Below are 17,383 nucleotides of genomic sequence, written 5' to 3'. Positions count from 1 at the left end.
CGCGCGATGCCGCCGGACAGGACCACGGCCACGACGATCGCCACCGCGAGCACGACGAGGATCACGGTGACGAGGAGCAGGACGGGGCGCAGCTTCCAGATCGGGCGGCCCTCGTCGATCTCGTAGACCCGGTTCATGCCGCGGCTGAACGCGGCGACGTAGCCGGAGGCCGACCACAGCGCCAGCACCAGCCCCAGGATGAGCGCGAAGCCGGCCGCGGGCGCCTCGGTCAGCTGGGTCAGGATCGGCTTCAGGGTGTCGTCGACGGACGAGACGCCGACGTCGCCGGCGATCTTGAGCACGTCGCCGACCATCTTCTGCGGGTCGCCCACCAGGCCGAGGACCGAGATGACGGCCAGGAGGGCCGGGGCGATCGCGAGGACCGCGTAGTAGGTGAGCGCGGCGGCCAGGTCGGTGCACTGGTCGTGGCCGAACTCCCGCAGCGTCTTGCGGGTGACGTACTGCCAGGACCGCTTGGTGATGTCGTCGGGCGAGTCCGGCTTGCGCGGGTCCTCGGGCGCCGGGGCGGTGGCCTTCTCGGTGCTGCGCGTGCTGCGGGTGTCGTGAGTCATCGACGTGTCCTCCGCTCGTGGTCGGTGCACTGCGACCACGCGGCGGGGCACCGCGCTGTGCCCCGCCGCGAGGGTTCCTAGTAGCCGGTCTGGCCGCCGTCCGCCGCGTGGGTGCCGCGGACGGTGTCGGCCGCGTCTGTCGCGTCCGAGCGCAGGTCGGCCGCAGCAGACTTGCCCTCGTCGCGCAGGGTGGCGCCGGCCTCGGTCGCCCGGTCCTTGACCGCCGTTGCCGCCTCCTGGGCAGGCTGGCGGAGGTTGTCGGCCAGCTCCTGGGCCGCGTCCTTGGCCTCCTGCACCAGGGGAGCCGCCTGCTCCTTGGCCGTCTGCGCGAGCTGCTGCTCCTGGCGGGTGCTGGGGAGCAGGGACGAGAGCAGCCACCCGGCGCCGAAGGCGATCAGACCCGCGGCGAGAGGGTTGCCGCGGGTCTTGTCCTTGGCGGCGTGCGGCAGCTGCGCGGCCGCGTCGCCGACGCTGGAGGCGGCCGACCCGGCGGTGTCGGCGCCGCCCATGACGCGGTCCTTGGCGTCGGAGACGGCGGTGCGCACCTTGTCCGCCTGCCGCGCTGCGACCTGGGTGGGGCTCACCTTGTCGGTCAGGGCGTCGACGTCCGAGCTGAGCTCGGCGCGGGTGCGCTCGATGTCCTCGCGGATCTGGTCGGGGTCGGTGCTCATGAGTTCTTCTCCTCGTGTCCTTGCAGAGCATTCGGGATCTTCTTGACGGACTCGGTGGTCTGGGGCAGCCCGGCGACGCGCCGCGACTCCGCCTTGCCGCGCAGCGCGAGGACGGCGGCGACGACCGCCCAGACGGCGGCGACGATCACGGCCGACCAGGCCAACGAGTCCATGGCGTCGCCGAGCGCCCACCACAGGGCGATCGACAGGAACAGCAGGACGAAGTGCCCGGCCACCGCGGCACCCGCGAACATCGACCCGCCCTTGGCGGCCTGCTTCGCCGACTGCCGGACCTCGGCCTTGGCCAGCTCGACCTCCTGGCGCAGGAGCGTGGAGATGTCGCGCGTGACGTCACCCAGCAGGTCTCCGACCGACTGGCGCGGGGGAGCGCCCAGCGGCTCGGTCATCGCGGGTCCCAGGCGGGAGTGCGGACCACAGGGGCCGCGTCGTCGTCCGGGAGAACGGTCTGGTCGGCGAACCGCGGCTCGTCGATCGGGTCGGCGTACGCGGGCGGCGGCATCGTGGTCGACCGCGTCGGGATGGCGGGCGGGGTGTTCGTCGGCCGCGCGGACGGAGCGTCCTTGAGTCCGCGGGTGAGGCGTCCCAGGACGACGCCTGCGCCGGCGGCGATGACCAGGAAGGTCCCCGGCCGACGACGGGCGAAGACGCGGACCTCGTCGAGAGCCTCGTCGGGACCGTGGTCGTCCAGCCAGCGGCCGAGCGAGGTGACCCTGTCGCCGATCTCTCGAGCGATGTCGGTGGCGAGGTTCTGCTCGACCGGTGCCGACGCCATCTGGGTCAGCTGGCCGCCGACGGTCGTCAATCCGCCGGCGAGCCGGCTCTGCTGGGTGCTGACCTGGCCGGAGATCTCGTCGCGGGCCTGCGACCAGAGGTCGCCGAGCTGCCGGCGAGCCTCCTGGGTCACGGCGGCGGCCTCGTCCTTCGCCTCGCCGAGCAGGTGGCCGCCGGCGTCGGCGGCCTTGCCCTGGAGATTGCTGGCCTGCTCCTTCGCGGCGTCGGTCGTGCTGCGCGGCTCGCCGGTGCGGGGGTAGCTGCTGGTGTAGTCGTCAGTCATGGTGTCGCTCGCTTCGCATGGTCTGGCGGACGGAGACGTCGAGACCGACCTGCGACGCGAGGGCGCGACGAGGCCGAGAGGGGAGTCGAGGTCGTCGCGGGCCTTCTGCCACGCGACCGTCCGCATGGGTGATCGGGGCGCCCATGGCGCTCCCGGGGTTCCAGCTGTCCGCGGTGTGCGCGCAACGCGGCGCTGCACACCTAGTCCCATGTCCGGCGACGTGTCCTGTCCCGGGCGACGGTCTGCCGGCCGACGTTCGTCGACCAGCACCACGGACGTTAAGCCCGCTGTGTGAGGCCCGCCACCCGAGGCGGCCGCTACACCCGCTGCCGGAACGTGTCGTGCTCCCGGGGCGGGCTGCCGGTGACGGCCTCGACGATGACGGCCGCGACCTCGCGCAGCTTCACCTTGCGATGCCGGGACGCGCTGCGCAGGATGGTCATGGCCTCGTCAGAGGTGCAGCGGTTCTCCGCCATGACCACCCCGATGGCTTGGTCGATCACCGCCCGGGACACGAGCGCGGCGCGCAGGTCGGCGTTCATCTCGACCTGGTCCGTGCTGCGCAGGCACAGGGCCACGGTCCGCGCGATCTCGTCGGCGTACATGTCGGCGACGGCGATCGCTGCGTCGTCCCAGGCGTGCGCCTCAGTTGCGTACAGGTTGAGGGCGATGTGCACGCCGGGGCGCACGTTGCGGGGGAGCGCGGCCGCCGAGGCGTAGCCGTTGGCCCGCGCCGCGGCCCGCCACTGCGGCCATCGGGTGTCGAGCTCGATGTCCGGGACGTGCACGAGGTGACCGACGTCGATGGACGTCAGGCACGGTCCGTCGTCGGCGGCGTACTCGACCTCGTCGCACAGCGCGGCCGGCGGGTCGCTCGCCGCGACCAGTGTGGGGCGCCCGTCGCGGCGCAAGGTGATCGTGGCCGAGGTCGCGGTGCCGACGTTACGCGCGGCGGCCTGGGCGACGCCCTCCACGAACTCCTCGACGCCGGCGGTGCCCAGCAGCAAGGTCTGGAGCTCGGTGATCGCGTGGATCCGGGCGGTCTCGTTCATGGTCGACTCCTCCTCGCGGTTGTCAGTCATGCGCCCACCACGGTCCGGGCGACGTCGGCGTCCTGGAGCCCGGCCCGCGCGGCCGCGCTGTGCAAGACCGTCCGGGCCTCGTCGATGCCGATGCGTCGGGAGTGGGCGAGGATCCCGAGCGCCTGGTCGATCACGGCGAGCTCCTCCAGGTGCGCGGGCGCGACGACTGCGTCGTCCAGCGAGCGGAAGGCGAGGTCCGCGTTCGAGATGGCCTCGTGAGCGCTGGCCCCGACGATCGTGGCGAGCTGAGCCTCGTGGCCGCGGAACGCTCGCGGTCGTGCCGCGTAGAAGTTCACGGTGCCGATGAGCGTCCCGTGGTCCAGGACGGGCAGCGACAGCGAGCTGCGGACGCCGCGGCCGGCTGCGGTGGACGCGAACTGCTGCCACCGGTCCTCGTCGAGGATGTCGTCGATCCCGACGACGACGTCCTCGCGCCCCGCATGCAGGCACGGACCGTCGTCCAGGTACTGGGCGGAGTCCATGACGGCCGAGTCCTCGGCCGTCGCGACCACCGTGAAGGTGAGGTCCTCGGCGCCCAGGCAGTAGCTGAAACCGAGACACGACGGCACCTCGGCCGCGACTCGGTCACCCGCGTCGGCCACGACGGCGACGAGGTCGGTGTCCGACGACTCGCCGAGTCGTCGCAGAACCTCGATGGTCTGCGGCAGCAGCTGCATGGCACCTCGATAGGGCTCGCCATCGGCCAGTGCGGCTGCATCACGCTGGGCGATCGACGCTACGCCGCCCGTGCCGCGGTCGCTCGCCGACTCGCGACACCGCCCGCGATGGGGCGAGGCCCGCCATAGTGGGGCGATGAGCAGGTCGCGGACGGCTGGGTCGTCGTCGCAGCGTTGGTCGGCATCGCTGCCGCCCTCGTCGGCAACTGGTGGACTGTCGCTGCGATGGTCTTGCTGACTGCGGGCCAGGTCGCCAGCGAGCGACACGAACGTCGCCGCGCGTGATCTGCACCTGTGCAGATCACCGCGCTACCCCCGTCCTGGCCGCCGTGCGCCCCTTACACGGTCGGGCGGTGGCGCAGCCAGTGCCAGGCGAGCGCGCCGATCCACAGCTCGAACGCGATCGTGCTCAGGGCCAGCACGGGGAAGAGCCCTCCGACCGTCAGGGTCGCGCTGCCGACGAGGCTGACGGGGATCAGGGCGGCACCCGTGCGACGCAGCCAGGGCGCCGCGTTCTCGGCCCGCAGCCCGAGCACGATGGCGCCGATGAAGAACACGCGGGGCAAGACGGAGAAGGCGAGCGAGAACGGCGCGATCGCGTCCCAGCCGGCGAAGGTGCGCAGGTCCCCGCCGGCGGCGGCCGCCTCCAGCGTGACGTCGTGCAGCACGCCGGCGAGCGGCCAGATCAGGGCCAGCAGCGTGCCGGCCGCGACGCCGACGGTGGCGAGGACTCCCGTGCCGTCGGCCCGGCGCAGGCGCAGCTGCACCGCACCGAGGAAGCCGAGCAGGAGCATCCCGGAGATCATGAAGACGAAGTTGCCCACCTTGTAGGCCGTGTAGCCGTCGAGCATGTGGGCGCCGCGCTCGAGCGCCGGGCCGGTGGCTGAGCCGTTCGGGAGCACGAACAGGGCCATCGCGATCATGACGACGACCTGGCAGATGGGGAACGCGAGGCCGATCCGGGTGCTGATCCGGCCGACGTCGAGCGTGGCCCGGCGTGGCGTCACGGCGGTGGTGTCGTGGGTCAGGGTGGTCATCGGGGTGTCCTTCGGTCGGGCCCGGCTGGGCCGATAGTGGGTCCGGCGAGTCAGCCGGCACGGCCGACGCTAGGAATCCGCGAGCGGTCGCCACATCGACCCGTGGGCCGCTTCTGCGCTCAGCCCGGGACGACTCGGCGGTCAGCCCTCGGGGTGAGGCGCAGCGCCGCGACCTGCTCGTACGCTCACGGTTGTGAACAGCGCGCTGGACCGGTGGCTCGCCAAGGCGGGCACGACGCGGTTCGACGCTGCTCTCGCGGCCGCATTCGTCGTCACCGGGCTGGTGCAGACGATCGTCGCGCCGCTGACCGACGGTCCGCTCGGTGTCCTCTACGTCCTCGGGTCGATGCTCCCGCTCGCCTGGCGGCGCACCCGGCCGGTCGAGTCGGCGCTCGTCTCGAGTGCCTTCTGGTTCATCCCGCTCGACGGCTACCCGCTGCTCGGCTTCGTCGCGGTCCTCCTGCAGTTCTTCGCGCTCGGCACGCACGGGTCGCCGCGCCGGGCGGTCGTGCTCACCACCGTGTGGGCGGTGGTCGCGTCGGTCCTCGGCACGCTGCTCGGGCCCGAACCGCCCGTGGCGGCCGTCGGCGGTGTCCTCGCGGTGGTCGCACCCGTGCTCGTCGGGCAGGTGGTCGCGCGCCTGCGGGACCAGAACGCGCGCCTCGCGCGGCTCACCGACGAGCTGCGCGACGAGCGCCGGCGAGCCGAGGAGTCGGCGGTGGGCGCGGAGCGGGCCCGGATCGCGCAGGAGCTCCACGACGTCGTCGGGCACGAGGTCACGCTCATCGCCATCCAGGCCGAGGCGGCCCACGCGGCACTGCGGCTCGACCCGTCGCGCGCCGAGGCGCCCGTCGAGGCGATCCGGACGACGGCCCACCGCACGCTCACGGAGATCCGGGGCGTGCTCGGCGTCCTGTCACCCGACGGTGACCGCCGCGACGGTACCGAGGACGTGGCCGAGCTGTCCCGGCGGGCGGCCGACGCGGGAATCGCCCACACTCTGACCGTGCACGGGGAGCCGTGGCCCGACCAGTCACCGGCGACGGGTGCCGTGGCGCGGGTGGTCCGGGAGTGCCTGACCAACGCGGGCAGGCACGCCGCGGGGAACGCGGCCGCCATCACGGTGACCTGGATGCCCGACGAGGTCGCGGTCGAGTCCGTCAACGCGGGCGCTCCCGCGGGTGTGCCGGTCCCGGGTCGCGGGCTCACGGGGATGCGGCATCGCGCGGAGCTGCTCGGCGGCACGTTCGAGGCCGGGGTGGACAGCGGCGACTTCGTGGTGCGGATGGTCGTGCCGGCGGACGGTGCCCGGTGACCCGGGTCCTCGTCGTCGACGACCAGGACCTGGTCCGCCAGGGGCTGCGGATGATCCTCGAGCTCGCGGGGGTCGACGTCGTCGGGGAGGCGCGCGACGGCGAGGCGGCGGTGCAGGCCGCCGCGCGGCTGCGCCCGGACGTGGTGCTCATGGACCTGCGGATGCCGGGCACGGACGGCGTCGAGGCGACCCGTCGGATCGTCGCCGACGGAGGCGCGCGCGTCATCGCGCTCACCACGTTCGACGTCGACCAGAATGTGGTCGACGCGCTGCGCGCCGGAGCCGTCGGCTTCCTGCTCAAGGACGTGACGTCCGAGGGCCTCGTCGATGCGGTGCGCCGCGCCGAGGCGGGCGAGCCGGTCGTCGCGCCGGCTGTGCTGGCACGGATGATGGACCACTTCGCGGCGCGGCCGCCGGTCCCCGAGCGCCTGCCGCCGGGTCTCGCCGAGCTCAGCGAGCGGGAGCGAGAGGTCCTGGCCCTCATCGGTGCGGGCCGGTCCAACACCGAGATCGCGCACGCGCTGTTCATCAGCATGGCGACCGTCAAGACGCACGTGCGCCACGTCTTCGCCAAGCTCGAGCTGCGCGACCGCGCCCAGGCGGTGGTCGTCGCCCGCGACGCGGGGCTGACCGCGCCGAAGTAGTGCTCGAAACCGCCTCTGACCTGGGCTTTGGCACGCTGCACGTCCGCGGCGAGGCGGGCATCGGCAAGACGACCCTCCTCGATGCGGCCACGGACGGTCCGGCGGGCCGCCCCGAAGTGGTCCGTCAATGCAGGTCAGGGGGTCCCTGGGGAGATCCCAGGGGTCCCTCCCGCGCGACGCGCAGGCGGAACTCGGTGCCGTCGGGATCGGCCAGCTCGACCGCGCCGTCCTTGAGGGTGCTGAGTCGCGCGGCTCCGAGCGACGTGAGCCGGTCGACCTCCCCACCGAGGTCGGCGCCGACGAGGGCGAGATCGAACCGCTGGCGGCTCCTGACGTGCACCGGCGGCACGGGTTCACCGCCCCACGAGACCTTCGTGCCGCCGTGCGGCGACTGGACGGCGGTCTCCTCGTGCTGGTCCCACACGAGGGGCCAGCCCAGCACGTCGGCCCAGAAGAGGCCGACGTCCCGGGTGCCGTCGCAGGTGAGCTCGCCGAAGAACCCGCAGCCGGCGAGGAAGGCGTTGCCGGGCTCGATCACGCAGAGCTCGTTGCCCTCGGGGTCGGCCAGCACCACGTGCCCCTCGTCCGGGCGTTGCCCCACGTCGAGGTGGCTGGCACCGAGCCGGAGCAGGGCGTCGACCGTCGCCCGCTGGTCGGCGGGGCTGGTGCTGGTGAGGTGCAGGTGCATCCGGTTCCGACCGACCTTCGCCTCCCGGCTCGGGACGAACCGTAGGCCGAGCTGCGTCTCGGAGCCGGGCACCAGGGCTTCCCGACGGTCCCCGACCACGTCGCGTCCGAGCGCCGCGGCCCAGAAGTCGGCCAGGCGCGCGGGATCGAGGGCGTCGACGGTGAGGGCGGTCAGGCGGCACGGCACCCTCGAACGCTAGGCGCGGTCACGCGCCTGGGGCACGTCCAATTCCGGGGAGGGTGTCGGATCGGTGTGGTGCCGTTCGTGGTGCTGTTGGAAGGTGGTCATCGGGACCACCCGGGAGCTGAGGAGCATCCGATGACGAAGGTCGTGGCCATCATGTCCATGTCGCTGGACGGCTTCGTCGCCGACCCCGACGACGGAGTGTCCGAGGTGTTCGACTGGTACACCTCGGGGGACGTCGAGATCCGCACCGGTGGGTCGGAGCCCATGACGTTCACGGTGTCCGAGCCGAGCGCCGAGCACATCCGCGGTCTCACGTCCGGGCTGGGTGCCGTGCTCACCGGTCGACGCACGTTCGAGGTCGCCCAGGGCTGGGGCGGGAACCACTCGTGGGGGCCGGCGTTCGTCCTGACCCACGACATCCCGGCCGGGTGGCCGCGGCCCGACTCGACCGTCCACTTCGTCACCGACGGGCTCGAGAGCGCAGTGCGCCAGGCGAAGGACGCCGCCGCGGGGAAGAACGTCGGGGTGCACGGCGCCGACACCATCCAGCAGCTGCTCAACGCCGGTCTGCTCGACGAGATCTCCGTCGACATCGCCGCGCTGCTCCTGGGGTCCGGGGTGCGGCTCTTCGACCACCTGGCTGGCACGCCCGCCACCCTGGGCAGCCCGACGGTGATCCAGGGAGTGGGCGTGACGCACCTGCGCTATCCCGTCCGTGCGTCGGACGCCGCCCGTCGAGGGCGCACCGCGCCCTACTCGGGGGTCGGCTCGAGCGCCTTCTGACCGCTGGAGGTCCACTGGATCAGCAGCATGGTCGCGTCGTCCTGGAGGACACCGTTCTGGTGCTCCAGGATCCGACGCCCCACCCGTCGGACGATCTCGGGCAGGGGGACGCCGTCGGCGGCCTCCCGTTCGAGGAAGTCCACGAGCCGGTCGAGCCCGAAGAACTGGCGGTCCGCGTCACGGGCCTCGGTGATCCCGTCGGTGTACAGGACGAGGACGTCGTCGGGTTCGAGCCATTCCTCGGCGACGTCGGCGGCCACCCTGTCGAGACCCAGCAGGGCGCGACGCCCGGCTTCCAGGGTCTTGACCACGTGACCTCGCCGCAGCAGCAGGGGCGGTGGGTGGCCGGCCGCGACGTAGCGCAGCTCGCCCGTGTCGAGCTCGAGCGTGCCCATGACTCCGGTCGCGTAGGTCTGACCGGCGAACTCGGCAGCGACCGCTCGGTGGACCGCCTCGGTCTGCTCGAACAGCCCGTGGCCCTGGCGACGAGAGTTGCGGTACGCGGCGAGCGCGGTCGCGGCGGCGAGGCCCGAGCGCAGATCGTGGCCGGTGGCGTCGAAGATCGCGAAATGCGCCCGGGTGTCGGAGAACGCGTAGTCGAACACGTCCCCGCCGACCTCGGACGCGGGTTCCAGCCGACCGCTGATGACGACCTTGTCGGTCCCCGACGTCAGGGGCGGAAGCAGCTGCCAGATGAGCTCCGCGGAGACCGTCCTCGGCGTCTGACGACGCACCGCGTCGATGGCGTCGCCGTAGTCGTCGAGGACCGAGACCAGGTGGCCGAGCAGGTGCGCGAACGACCACAGGTCGTGCAGGAACGCGTCGTCGGCGGCCAAGCCCGGGTCCGGCACCGTGACTCGCAGGACCCCGAGGCGCTCGACCCCGTCGATGATCGGCATCCAGATCAGCGGCTCGCCGTCGACCACGGTGCTCTGCACGGTGAGCAGGCGGTACGCGCGCCCCGCGAGGGTGGAGTCGACGGCCAGCAGGTCGGGACGCGCGTGAGCGGCGCCCACCATGGGGACGAGCACCGTGTCGCTGTAGTCCGCGAGGAAGATCACGGCGTTCGCGTCGAGGTGGGAGAGCGCTGCGTCGGCCAAGTCCGGGAGCCGGTCGGGCGGTGCGAGGTGTGTGCGCTGCAGCAGGGACACCAGCGCGTCGACGATCGCGCCCCCTCGTGGATCGTCCGGCCCCGCGGTCATCACGTTGCCACCCAGATCGTCGACGACGTCCCGCCAGTCCTCACCCTAGCCAGCAGCCGCCGACAACGAATCTCGACGACTTCTCTTCTTGTCCAGCGCGGGAGCAGCCACGACGGGCAGGCTGGAGCCATGGATGCCGACGCACTCGCCACCGAGACGACGTTGCCCACGGATGTCGAGCGGGCCCGCCCGGGCCGGTGACGACGAGCTGACGATGGAGGCCTCCCAGGTTCGCCGTGCCGTGGCAGCGGCAACGTCGGTCGCATCGTCGCTCGGTCTGACGGTCGACGACGCGATCGTGCTCCACGACTCGAACAAGCTCACGCTGCGACTGGTGCCGTGCGACGTGCTGGCCCGGGTGGCGCCGGCCGCGCACCAGGTCGCTCAGCTCGAGATCGACCTTGCTCTGCAGCTCGCCGAGGCCGGCAGCCCCGTGGCTGCACTCGAGCCACGGGCCGAGCCGCTCGTCTACGAGCGCGACGGCTTCGTGGTCACGCTGTGGACGTACTACGAACCCGTGGCGCCCCGGGAGGTCGCGCCGGTCGACTACGCCCACGCCCTCGCGCGGCTCCATGMCGGGATGCGCACGGTCGACGTCGCCACGCCGCACTTCTCCGACAGGGTCGGGACGGCCCGGCGGCTCGTGGCGAGCCGCGACCGCACGCCCTCGCTCGGCGACGCGGACCGGGCGCTGCTCGCCTGGGCCCTGCGAACCCTGCGTCGCAGGATCGCCGAGCGCGGTCCCGCCGAGCAGCTGCTGCACGGCGAGCCGCACCCGGGCAACCTGCTGACGACGAAGGACAGTGTGCTGTTCATCGACCTCGAGACGTGCTGCCGCGGCCCGGTCGAGTTCGACCTCGCCCATGCGCCCGCCGAGGTGGCCGACCTCTACCCGGGCGTCGATCACGGGCTGCTGCGGGTGTGCCGCTCCCTGGTGCTGGCGATGATCACCGCGTGGCGCTGGGATCGCGACGACCAGTTCCCGGACGGGCGCGCGCTGGGGACGCAGTGGCTCGGTCAGCTCCGAGAGAGCCTGGGCCGCTGATCTCGGGGTTCACGGACCCCAGCAGAGGCAGAACGGGTGGCCGGCCGGGTCGGCGTAGACCTGGAAACCGTCGGGGGTGGAGAAGTCGTCCGCGGCCTTCAGCAGCACCGCGCCGACCGCGAGGGCGTGCTCGTGGGCGGCCTGGAAATCGTCGACGTACAGGTCGAGGTGGACCTGCTGCTGCTCGCCGTCCGGCCAGTCGGGCCGCACGTGGTTCGGGGCGAGCTGCACGTCGACCCGCGGCTCGCCGTCGACGATCACCGAGTGCCAGTCGTCCTCCACGATCACCGTGCCGCCCAGCAGCGCGGCCCAGAACGCGCTCTCGACGACGATGTCCGCCGCATCGAACACGACGACCTGCCGCCTGATCTTCATGCGGACATCGTGGACGCGAACCCCACCCGACGGCTACGCCTGCGCCTGGCGACGGACGATCTCGGTGATCCAGATCGGCGCGTAGGGGGAGGTGCAGCCGGGTGGCGTCGGGTAGTCCTTGAGGACCTCGAGGCTCTCGCCGATGCCGAGCGCGCGGGCGCGGAGCTCGGGGTGATGGATGCCGATGGTGGCCAGGCACTCGTTCATGGCCCACTGCAGGCGGTCCGGCGCGTCCTTCATCTGCGCCTCGACGAGGTCGAGGAGGGCGGGGAGGTCGAGCCCCTCCGGGGACCTCGCCACGCGGTCGCTGGTCAGCGCCCAGCCCGCGCTGGCGACCAGCGGGTCGGCGTCGGCGAACCACGCCGCGCGCAGGTCCTCGACGTGCGGGCTCTTCTTGACGACGTAGCTGATCAGCCAGTCGTGCACCTTGGGCACGCGGGCCGCGCGCAGCATGGCGTCCAGCTCAGCCGCCGTGTACTGCTTGGGCCGGCTGATGAGGATCGCGACCAGACGGGCCGCGGTGTCGCCGGTGGCCCACAGCTGCCCGGCCAGCTCGTGGTCGGTCTTGAGGCCCTTGGCGACCGCGCGCAGCCTGGTGAGGTTGACCCCGTGGTCGTCGCCGTGCCGTGCGTTCACCGCGCGGATCTTCGGGTCCTCCAGCGCGGCCAGGTCGGCGAGCACGTCGCCGACGGAGGCCTGGGTCACCGAACCGGTCGGCATGCGATCTCCCCTTGTCGTCGTCGGTGCCAGCCTAGATCCGGCGGCGGGTACTAGTACCAAGGTCCGATGGTGGGGCCGACCTCGGGTGCGGGAGAAAGGACTCCTCACCAGATGGCCGACCGAGGAGTTCTCATGAAGCGCCTGCTCTTGTTCACCGGGGCCGCGATGCTGGCCGTTGTCCCCGCGGCCGTGGGCCTCGCCGGCAACCCGAGCCTGAGCCCGTCCGTCCCGGTCGACCCGCCGAGCCAGGCCGTCGTGGTCGACGACGACGGCGGCGCGACGGACCGCGACCTGCGCACCGAGCCCGGCGACGACCGCGCGACCCAGGGCGGCGCGACGACGAGCCCGTCACCCGCCGCCGCGATCCCGACTCCGGCCGCCACGGTCGACGACCACGGCGGCCTCGTCGACCGGGACGACCGCACGGAGCCGGGCGACGACCGCGCCGCGAACGGGGGCGGTGCCGCGCCGGCACCGGCGCCCGCGGCCGACGACGACGGCTCCGGGCACGACGCCGGCGACGACCACGGAGGCTCCTCGGGCGGCGGTTCCGACGACGGCTCGGGGCACGACGCGGGCGACGACCACGGCGGACATGGCAGCGACGACTGAGCCGACCGAGCGACCTCGCGTGAGCCCCGGTGACCCTTCGCCGGGGCTCAGGGCGGGTGCCCCTAGGGTGGGCGGCGTGCCCCCGGCCGACGAGCGTCCCGACCCGACCTGGGTCACCCTCGGTCGCGGCGAGCGGGTCGTCGACGGCGGGGCTCAGCCGCCGGTGCGGACGTGGCGCGTGTTCGGTCAGCTCGTCGCGGCGGCGCTGGTGGTGCTGGCCGTCGTCGTGCTGCTCGGCCTGACGGCGAGCCGGCGGATCGCCGAGCAGGAGTCCGTGAACGACGCCGCGAGGCGCACGGACCTCGTCGCCGACGCGATCGTCCAGCCGGTGCTGCAGGACGGCATCGTCGCGTCGGACCCGGAGGCGGTCGCCGCCCTGGACGTGGCGGTGCACGACGCGGTGCTGGGGGACGCGGTCGTGCGGGTCAAGGTCTGGGACGCCGACGGCCGGATCGTGTACTCCGACGACGAGCGCCTGATGGGTCGCGTGTTCCCGCTGGGCGAGGACGAGGCGGCGGTGCTCGAGGAGCCGACCACCGAGGCGGAGGTGAGTGACCTCGACCGCCCGGAGAACGTGTACGAGCGCGGGCAGGGCAAGCTGCTCGAGGTGTACCGGCCCGTCTGGACGCCGGACGGCACGCCGCTGCTGTTCGAGACCTACAGCCGGTACGACGTGGTCACCGAGCGGTCCACCGCGCTGTGGCGAGGGTTCGCGGGGATCACCGTGACCAGCCTGCTCCTGTTCGTCGTGCTGATGCTCCCGGTGCTGTGGACGCTGGTCGACCGCCTGCGTCGGGCGCAGCAGAACCGCGAGGTCCTGCTGCAGCGCGCCGTCGAGGCGTCGGACGAGGAGCGCCGCCGGATCGCCGCGACGCTGCACGACGGCGTGGTCCAGGAGCTCGCAGCCTCCTCGTTCGCCCTGGCCGGGGCCGCGGAACGGGCCGAGCGGTCCAGCGCCCCCGAGCTGGCCGAGCCGCTGCGTGAGGCCGCCGCGACCGTGCGCGCGAGCATCAAGGGCCTGCGCTCGCTGCTGGTCGACATCTACCCCGCGAGCCTGCAGACCGCCGGCCTGGGTGCCGCGCTGACGGACCTTGTCGGCGGGCTCGCCGCGCGCGGCGTCGATGTCCGGCTGGAGCTCGCTCCGGACGGGACGAGCGATCTGTCGTCCGATCAGGAGCGCCTGATCTACCGCGTCGTGCAGGAGACGCTCCGCAACGCGCTCGCGCACGCCCACGCGTCGCAGGTGGTCGTGAGTCTCAGCCGGGAGCACGGCGCGGTCGTCCTGCAGGTCGAGGACGACGGCGTCGGCTTCGACGTGCCGACGGTGCTCGGGGAGCCGCCCGAGGGACACTTCGGTCTGCGCGTGCTCGCCGACCTCGCGGCGTCGTCGGGTGCGCACCTGGAGGTCGGCTCCGCTCCCGGCCGGGGGTGCCGATGGAGGCTGACGATGCACGGGACGGACGGGGCGCATGGCTGACGACGACGTCACGGTGCTGCTGGCCGACGACCATCACCTCGTCCGCTCGGGCCTGGCCGGGCTCGTCGACGGCGCCGAGGGGCTGCGGGTCGTCGGTCAGGCCGCCGACGGCCAGCAGGCCGTGGACCTGGCCGAGGCGCTCCACCCGGACGTCGTGCTCATGGACCTGTCGATGCCCGTGCTCGACGGCGTCGAGGCGACCCGTCGGATCGTCGCGACCCGACCGGACGCCGCCGTCGTCGTCCTCACCTCGTTCTCCGACACCGCACGGGTCGCCGACGCCCTCGCTGCGGGGGCCATCGGGTACCTGCTCAAGGACTGCGACCCGCGGGACCTGGTGGCGGCGGTGCGCTCCGCGGCCCTGGGCCACTCGCCGCTCGACCCCCGCGTCGCCCGGTCGCTGCTGCCGACGCGGACCGAGTCGCCCGCCGATCGCCTGAGCGCGCGCGAGCGCCAGGTGCTCCGGCTCCTCGGTCAGGGCATGGCCAACAAGCAGATCGGACGGGCGCTCGGGATCAGCGAGCGCACGGTCAAGGTGCACGTCGGGCACGTGTTCCGGCAGATCGGCGTGGCCGACCGGACCAGTGCGGCCCTGTGGGGCAAGGAGCACCTCAGCGACGAGTGACCGCTCGGCGTGCGCAGGTGCGTGCCGTGGTCCAGCATGCGAGTGTCCCGTCGAGCCCAGGCCGGCGCAGCTTCGTACGACTACTCGAGGAGAACGCTCATGACCCCCGCAGGCATCATCTCCGCCATCGTCATCGGCGCCATCATCGGCGCCCTGGGCCGCCTGCTGGTTCGCGGGCGCCAGAACATCTCCATCCTGGTGACGATCATCGTCGGCATCGTGGCGGCGCTCATCGGCACGTGGCTGGCCGGGCTGGTCGGCGTGCAGACCACGGACGGCATCGACTGGATCGAGCTCCTGTTCCAGGTCGTCCTCGCCGCGATCGGCGTCGCGATCGTCGCGGGAAGCGGGCGTCGGCGGGCCTGACGGCCCGGCTACCGCGTGCGTGCGTGGTCGACCGCGAGCCAGTCGGCTGAACGGGTGCCCGGGCGATACGGCGACGCTCGCCGCTTGACCAGGACGCCCGAGAGCCGGCCCTCGCGGCTCGCGGCCAGCACGTCGGCCCCGGGACCGTCGAAGGACGGGGGAGTCTGCCACGACGGGCCCGCCAGGCCGAGGCCCTCCAGGAGCCGACGCCGTTCGTCGTACGGCAGCGCGAGGGTGGAGCGCCCGTCGAGGTGGAGGACGTCGGCCACCAGGTAGACGACGGGGACGGTCCGGGCCAGGCGCCGTGCGGGGGCGGCGTCGCTGACGGCCGCGCGCTGCTGCAGGCGAGCGGCGTCGGGGGCGCCGCCGGCGTCGAGGGCGACGAGCTCGCCGTCGAGAACCACGGGCGTCGACCCGAGCTGCTCGCCCATGCCCGCGATCTCCGGGTAGGACCGCGTGACGTCGAGGTCGTCGCCGGACACGAGCCGCACGCGGCCGCCGTCGACGTACGCCACGGCGCGGCCCCCGTCCCAGCGCATCTCGTACGCCCAGCCGTCGTCGTCCGCCGGCAGGTCGCCCGGCACCGCGAGCATCGGCCGCACGCTGACCGGCAGCGGCTCCCAGTCGGGCTGGGTGGGCGGGTCCATGCGGTGCACCATCCAGGTCTTGCCGTCGTCCGGTGCGTCCGCGGCTTTGCCCCTCGGACGCGTGGCGAACAGGACGTACCGGCCCTGCACACGCTCGCCGTGCAGCACGACCTGGACCTCGCGGTCCGACCATTTCACCAGGTCGTAGGTGCCGTGGTCCCAGACGGTGACCTGCCCGCCGCCGTACTCCCCGGCGCCGATCCGACCCTCGAACGTCGCGTACTCGAGGGGGTGGTCCTCGGTGTGGACCGCGAGGTGGTTCGTCTTCTGGTCCTGCGGGAGCCCCTTGGGCACGGCCCACGAGACGAGGACGCCGTCGCGCTCCAGGCGGAAGTCCCAGTGCAGGGCGCGGGCGTGATGCTCCTGGATGACGAAGCTCCGGCCCTCGCCCGCGGGCGTGCCCGTCCCGGGTGCAGGGACGGGCTCGGGCGTGCGCGACGGGTCCCGCTTGGCGCGGTACTCCGCGAGGGGCTCCTCGGGCGTGGGATCGGGCACGTCCCGAGTCTCCCGCCGGACGTCCCGTCGGGCGAGGGCGTCAACCGTCGAGGCGAGCCGCGACGTCAGCAGGGAAGCCGCCGGTGGCGACAGGTCCCCAGCGCGTCGGCGTGATGCGGATCAACGACTTGCCCTGGACGCGCATCGCGGCGCGGTACTCCTGCCAGTCGGGGTGCTCGCCGGCGATGCACCGGTAGTAGTCCACCAGGGCGTCCTCGGCCTCCGGCATGTGCAGGACCTCGGCCTCGCCGTCGACCTGGACCCACGCGTCGCCGAAGTCGTCGGACAGCACGCAGACGCTCACCCGCGGGTCGCGCGCGGCGTTGACGGCCTTGGCCCGGCCGGGATAGGTCGAGACGACCAGGCGACCCTGGTCGTCCACGCCGCCGCTGACGGGCGACACCTGGGGTCGCCCGTCCGCACGGGTGGTGACCAGGACGAAGTGGTGCCGGTCTCGGACGAAGTCGAGCAGTCCGGCCAGGTCGACGGTGCGGGTGGTGGCGACGGTGCGGGGCATGACCCCACGCTAGGAGGTCTCCCGGTGCCGAGCACAGCCGAGGCTGGCACGATCCTCGCGTGGACCAACTCACGGACGACCTGCGGGACGCCATCGCCRCCGGGTACGCCGCCCGCGACCGCAGCGACATGGCGCCGACCATCGCGTACTTCGAGCGGCTGCTGGCCGCGCACCCGGACCACCCGGTCCTCGTGCTCGAGGTCGCCGGCGCGTACGACACGGCCGGACGCGAGGCCGAGGCGGCCGTCCGGTACGAGCGGGCTCTGGCGCTCGGTCTGGACGGCGACGACCTGCGGCGCTGCCTGTGCCAGTACGGCAGCACGCTGCGCTGGCTGGGCCGGCTCGACGAGTCCGTCGCGGTCCTGCAGGACGCCCGTGCGCGGTTCCCGGAGTCGGACTCGGTGCGCGTGTTCCTCGCCCTGACGCTCGCCGAGGCCGGTCGGACCGACGCCGCGGTGGCCCAGCTGCTGACGGTGATCACGGCCCACCCGGAGGCGACGGATCTGGGCCGCTACGCGGTCGGGCTCGGCGGCCTGGCGCGGTGGCTCGGGGACGGACGTCCGGACGAGTAG

22 protein-coding genes are annotated in these 17,383 nt (G+C 73.1%); 9 read left to right on the top strand and 13 right to left on the bottom strand.

The features are described from left to right. From AC1DYZ_RS10085 to AC1DYZ_RS10055, 7 genes are all read right to left on the bottom strand, one after another. On the bottom strand, window positions 1–572 hold a 572-nt coding region (locus AC1DYZ_RS10085; RefSeq protein WP_477065063.1), incomplete at its 3' end, for a YihY/virulence factor BrkB family protein. A gap of 77 nt (window positions 573–649) precedes the next feature. Continuing rightward, window positions 650–1,243 (bottom strand): DUF3618 domain-containing protein, encoded by a 594-nt coding sequence (locus AC1DYZ_RS10080; protein WP_477065062.1) that lies wholly within the window; start codon window positions 1,241–1,243, stop codon window positions 650–652. Next, window positions 1,240–1,650, bottom strand: coding sequence for a phage holin family protein (locus AC1DYZ_RS10075; RefSeq protein WP_477065061.1), 411 nt, complete (start codon window positions 1,648–1,650; stop codon window positions 1,240–1,242). Before AC1DYZ_RS10075 ends, AC1DYZ_RS10080 begins: the two co-directional genes overlap by 4 nt. Further along, the gene (locus AC1DYZ_RS10070) at window positions 1,647–2,318 is read right to left on the bottom strand and encodes a hypothetical protein (RefSeq protein WP_477065060.1); all 672 of its coding nucleotides are present in this window, start codon (window positions 2,316–2,318) and stop codon (window positions 1,647–1,649) included. The genes AC1DYZ_RS10075 and AC1DYZ_RS10070 overlap by 4 nt, the downstream gene beginning before the upstream one ends. Before the next feature lie 317 nt (window positions 2,319–2,635). Further along, window positions 2,636–3,400 carry a GAF and ANTAR domain-containing protein gene (locus AC1DYZ_RS10065; RefSeq protein WP_477065059.1) on the bottom strand — a complete coding sequence of 255 codons (765 nt, stop codon included), beginning with the start codon at window positions 3,398–3,400 and terminating at the stop codon, window positions 2,636–2,638. Continuing rightward, a complete protein-coding gene (locus AC1DYZ_RS10060) occupies window positions 3,397–4,077 on the bottom strand; it encodes a GAF and ANTAR domain-containing protein (RefSeq protein ID WP_477065058.1) in 681 nt (226 codons plus the stop codon). The genes AC1DYZ_RS10065 and AC1DYZ_RS10060 overlap by 4 nt, the downstream gene beginning before the upstream one ends. A gap of 338 nt (window positions 4,078–4,415) precedes the next feature. Further along, on the bottom strand, window positions 4,416–5,114 hold the full coding sequence (locus AC1DYZ_RS10055) for a hypothetical protein (RefSeq protein WP_477065057.1): 699 nt from the start codon (window positions 5,112–5,114) through the stop codon (window positions 4,416–4,418). A 193-nt stretch (window positions 5,115–5,307) separates the two neighbouring features. On the opposite strand from AC1DYZ_RS10055, the gene AC1DYZ_RS10050 reads away from it, so the two are divergent. Both AC1DYZ_RS10050 and AC1DYZ_RS10045 read left to right on the top strand, forming a co-directional pair. Continuing rightward, on the top strand, window positions 5,308–6,429 hold the full coding sequence (locus tag AC1DYZ_RS10050; protein WP_477065056.1) for a sensor histidine kinase: 1,122 nt from the start codon (window positions 5,308–5,310) through the stop codon (window positions 6,427–6,429). Further along, window positions 6,426–7,073 (top strand): response regulator, encoded by a 648-nt coding sequence (locus AC1DYZ_RS10045; protein ID WP_477065055.1) that lies wholly within the window; start codon window positions 6,426–6,428, stop codon window positions 7,071–7,073. The genes AC1DYZ_RS10050 and AC1DYZ_RS10045 overlap by 4 nt, the downstream gene beginning before the upstream one ends. Window positions 7,074–7,197: 124 nt before the next feature. Here AC1DYZ_RS10045 and AC1DYZ_RS10040 read toward each other — a convergent pair whose 3' ends face one another. Next, on the bottom strand, window positions 7,198–7,947 hold the full coding sequence (locus AC1DYZ_RS10040; protein ID WP_477065054.1) for a VOC family protein: 750 nt from the start codon (window positions 7,945–7,947) through the stop codon (window positions 7,198–7,200). Between the two features lie 132 nt (window positions 7,948–8,079). Here AC1DYZ_RS10040 and AC1DYZ_RS10035 point away from each other — a divergent pair, with 132 nt between their 5' ends. Then, a complete protein-coding gene (locus AC1DYZ_RS10035; RefSeq protein WP_477065053.1) occupies window positions 8,080–8,730 on the top strand; it encodes a dihydrofolate reductase family protein in 651 nt (216 codons plus the stop codon). Here AC1DYZ_RS10035 and AC1DYZ_RS10030 read toward each other — a convergent pair. Continuing rightward, entirely contained in the window at window positions 8,700–9,932 is a 1,233-nt protein-coding gene (locus AC1DYZ_RS10030; protein WP_477065052.1) for a PP2C family protein-serine/threonine phosphatase, read from the bottom strand. The genes AC1DYZ_RS10035 and AC1DYZ_RS10030 overlap by 31 nt on opposite strands. A gap of 172 nt (window positions 9,933–10,104) precedes the next feature. On the opposite strand from AC1DYZ_RS10030, the gene AC1DYZ_RS10025 reads away from it, so the two are divergent. Further along, complete coding sequence (locus tag AC1DYZ_RS10025) at window positions 10,105–10,977, top strand: phosphotransferase enzyme family protein (RefSeq protein WP_477065051.1); 873 nt, start codon at window positions 10,105–10,107, stop codon at window positions 10,975–10,977. A gap of 9 nt (window positions 10,978–10,986) precedes the next feature. Here AC1DYZ_RS10025 and AC1DYZ_RS10020 read toward each other — a convergent pair whose 3' ends face one another. Then, entirely contained in the window at window positions 10,987–11,352 is a 366-nt protein-coding gene (locus tag AC1DYZ_RS10020; protein WP_477065050.1) for a VOC family protein, read from the bottom strand. Window positions 11,353–11,385: 33 nt separating this feature from the next. Then, window positions 11,386–12,072, bottom strand: a complete 687-nt coding sequence (locus AC1DYZ_RS10015) for a DNA alkylation repair protein (RefSeq protein ID WP_477065049.1) — start codon at window positions 12,070–12,072, stop codon at window positions 11,386–11,388. 132 nt (window positions 12,073–12,204) lie between these two features. Between AC1DYZ_RS10015 and AC1DYZ_RS10010 the strand changes: the two genes are divergently transcribed. The 4 genes from AC1DYZ_RS10010 (at window position 12,205) to AC1DYZ_RS09995 (ending at window position 15,152) form a co-directional block, all read left to right on the top strand. Continuing rightward, window positions 12,205–12,684 carry a hypothetical protein gene (locus AC1DYZ_RS10010; RefSeq protein ID WP_477065048.1) on the top strand — a complete coding sequence of 160 codons (480 nt, stop codon included), beginning with the start codon at window positions 12,205–12,207 and terminating at the stop codon, window positions 12,682–12,684. 76 nt (window positions 12,685–12,760) lie between these two features. Beyond that, window positions 12,761–14,161 carry a sensor histidine kinase gene (locus AC1DYZ_RS10005; protein WP_477065047.1) on the top strand — a complete coding sequence of 467 codons (1,401 nt, stop codon included), beginning with the start codon at window positions 12,761–12,763 and terminating at the stop codon, window positions 14,159–14,161. Beyond that, window positions 14,154–14,786: a response regulator gene (locus AC1DYZ_RS10000; RefSeq protein ID WP_477065046.1), complete on the top strand. Its 633-nt coding sequence runs from the start codon at window positions 14,154–14,156 to the stop codon at window positions 14,784–14,786. Before AC1DYZ_RS10005 ends, AC1DYZ_RS10000 begins: the two co-directional genes overlap by 8 nt. A gap of 99 nt (window positions 14,787–14,885) precedes the next feature. Further along, the gene (locus AC1DYZ_RS09995) at window positions 14,886–15,152 is read left to right on the top strand and encodes a GlsB/YeaQ/YmgE family stress response membrane protein (RefSeq protein ID WP_477065045.1); all 267 of its coding nucleotides are present in this window, start codon (window positions 14,886–14,888) and stop codon (window positions 15,150–15,152) included. Between the two features lie 8 nt (window positions 15,153–15,160). Here AC1DYZ_RS09995 and AC1DYZ_RS09990 read toward each other — a convergent pair whose 3' ends face one another. Together AC1DYZ_RS09990 and AC1DYZ_RS09985 are read right to left on the bottom strand one after the other, a co-directional pair. Continuing rightward, window positions 15,161–16,294: a DNA polymerase ligase N-terminal domain-containing protein gene (locus tag AC1DYZ_RS09990; RefSeq protein ID WP_477065044.1), complete on the bottom strand. Its 1,134-nt coding sequence runs from the start codon at window positions 16,292–16,294 to the stop codon at window positions 15,161–15,163. Window positions 16,295–16,334: 40 nt separating this feature from the next. Beyond that, the gene (locus tag AC1DYZ_RS09985; RefSeq protein WP_477065043.1) at window positions 16,335–16,811 is read right to left on the bottom strand and encodes a PPOX class F420-dependent oxidoreductase; all 477 of its coding nucleotides are present in this window, start codon (window positions 16,809–16,811) and stop codon (window positions 16,335–16,337) included. 59 nt (window positions 16,812–16,870) lie between these two features. Here AC1DYZ_RS09985 and AC1DYZ_RS09980 point away from each other — a divergent pair, with 59 nt between their 5' ends. Then, entirely contained in the window at window positions 16,871–17,383 is a 513-nt protein-coding gene (locus AC1DYZ_RS09980) for a tetratricopeptide repeat protein (RefSeq protein WP_477065042.1), read from the top strand.

The sequence above is a fragment of the Cellulomonas sp. P1_C4 genome, assembly GCF_056406355.1.
Note: the sequence above shows the minus strand (reverse complement) of the source record. Positions and strands in the feature narration are given on the sequence as shown.

Excerpts from the sequence above, each read along its gene's own strand:
- AC1DYZ_RS10080 (WP_477065062.1), bottom strand. The coding sequence starts at position 1,243 with ATGAGCACCGACCCCGACCAGATCCGCGAGGACATCGAGCGCACCCGC.
- AC1DYZ_RS10075 (WP_477065061.1), bottom strand. The coding sequence starts at position 1,650 with ATGACCGAGCCGCTGGGCGCTCCCCCGCGCCAGTCGGTCGGAGACCTG.
- AC1DYZ_RS09985 (WP_477065043.1), bottom strand. The coding sequence starts at position 16,811 with ATGCCCCGCACCGTCGCCACCACCCGCACCGTCGACCTGGCCGGACTG.
- AC1DYZ_RS10000 (WP_477065046.1), top strand. The coding sequence starts at position 14,154 with ATGGCTGACGACGACGTCACGGTGCTGCTGGCCGACGACCATCACCTC.
- AC1DYZ_RS10065 (WP_477065059.1), bottom strand. The coding sequence starts at position 3,400 with ATGACTGACAACCGCGAGGAGGAGTCGACCATGAACGAGACCGCCCGG.
- AC1DYZ_RS09995 (WP_477065045.1), top strand. The coding sequence starts at position 14,886 with ATGACCCCCGCAGGCATCATCTCCGCCATCGTCATCGGCGCCATCATC.
- AC1DYZ_RS10035 (WP_477065053.1), top strand. The coding sequence starts at position 8,080 with ATGACGAAGGTCGTGGCCATCATGTCCATGTCGCTGGACGGCTTCGTC.
- AC1DYZ_RS10070 (WP_477065060.1), bottom strand. The coding sequence starts at position 2,318 with ATGACTGACGACTACACCAGCAGCTACCCCCGCACCGGCGAGCCGCGC.
- AC1DYZ_RS10010 (WP_477065048.1), top strand. The coding sequence starts at position 12,205 with ATGAAGCGCCTGCTCTTGTTCACCGGGGCCGCGATGCTGGCCGTTGTC.
- AC1DYZ_RS10020 (WP_477065050.1), bottom strand. The coding sequence starts at position 11,352 with ATGAAGATCAGGCGGCAGGTCGTCGTGTTCGATGCGGCGGACATCGTC.
- AC1DYZ_RS10015 (WP_477065049.1), bottom strand. The coding sequence starts at position 12,072 with ATGCCGACCGGTTCGGTGACCCAGGCCTCCGTCGGCGACGTGCTCGCC.
- AC1DYZ_RS10060 (WP_477065058.1), bottom strand. The coding sequence starts at position 4,077 with ATGCAGCTGCTGCCGCAGACCATCGAGGTTCTGCGACGACTCGGCGAG.
- AC1DYZ_RS10030 (WP_477065052.1), bottom strand. The coding sequence starts at position 9,932 with ATGACCGCGGGGCCGGACGATCCACGAGGGGGCGCGATCGTCGACGCG.
- AC1DYZ_RS10055 (WP_477065057.1), bottom strand. The coding sequence starts at position 5,114 with ATGACCACCCTGACCCACGACACCACCGCCGTGACGCCACGCCGGGCC.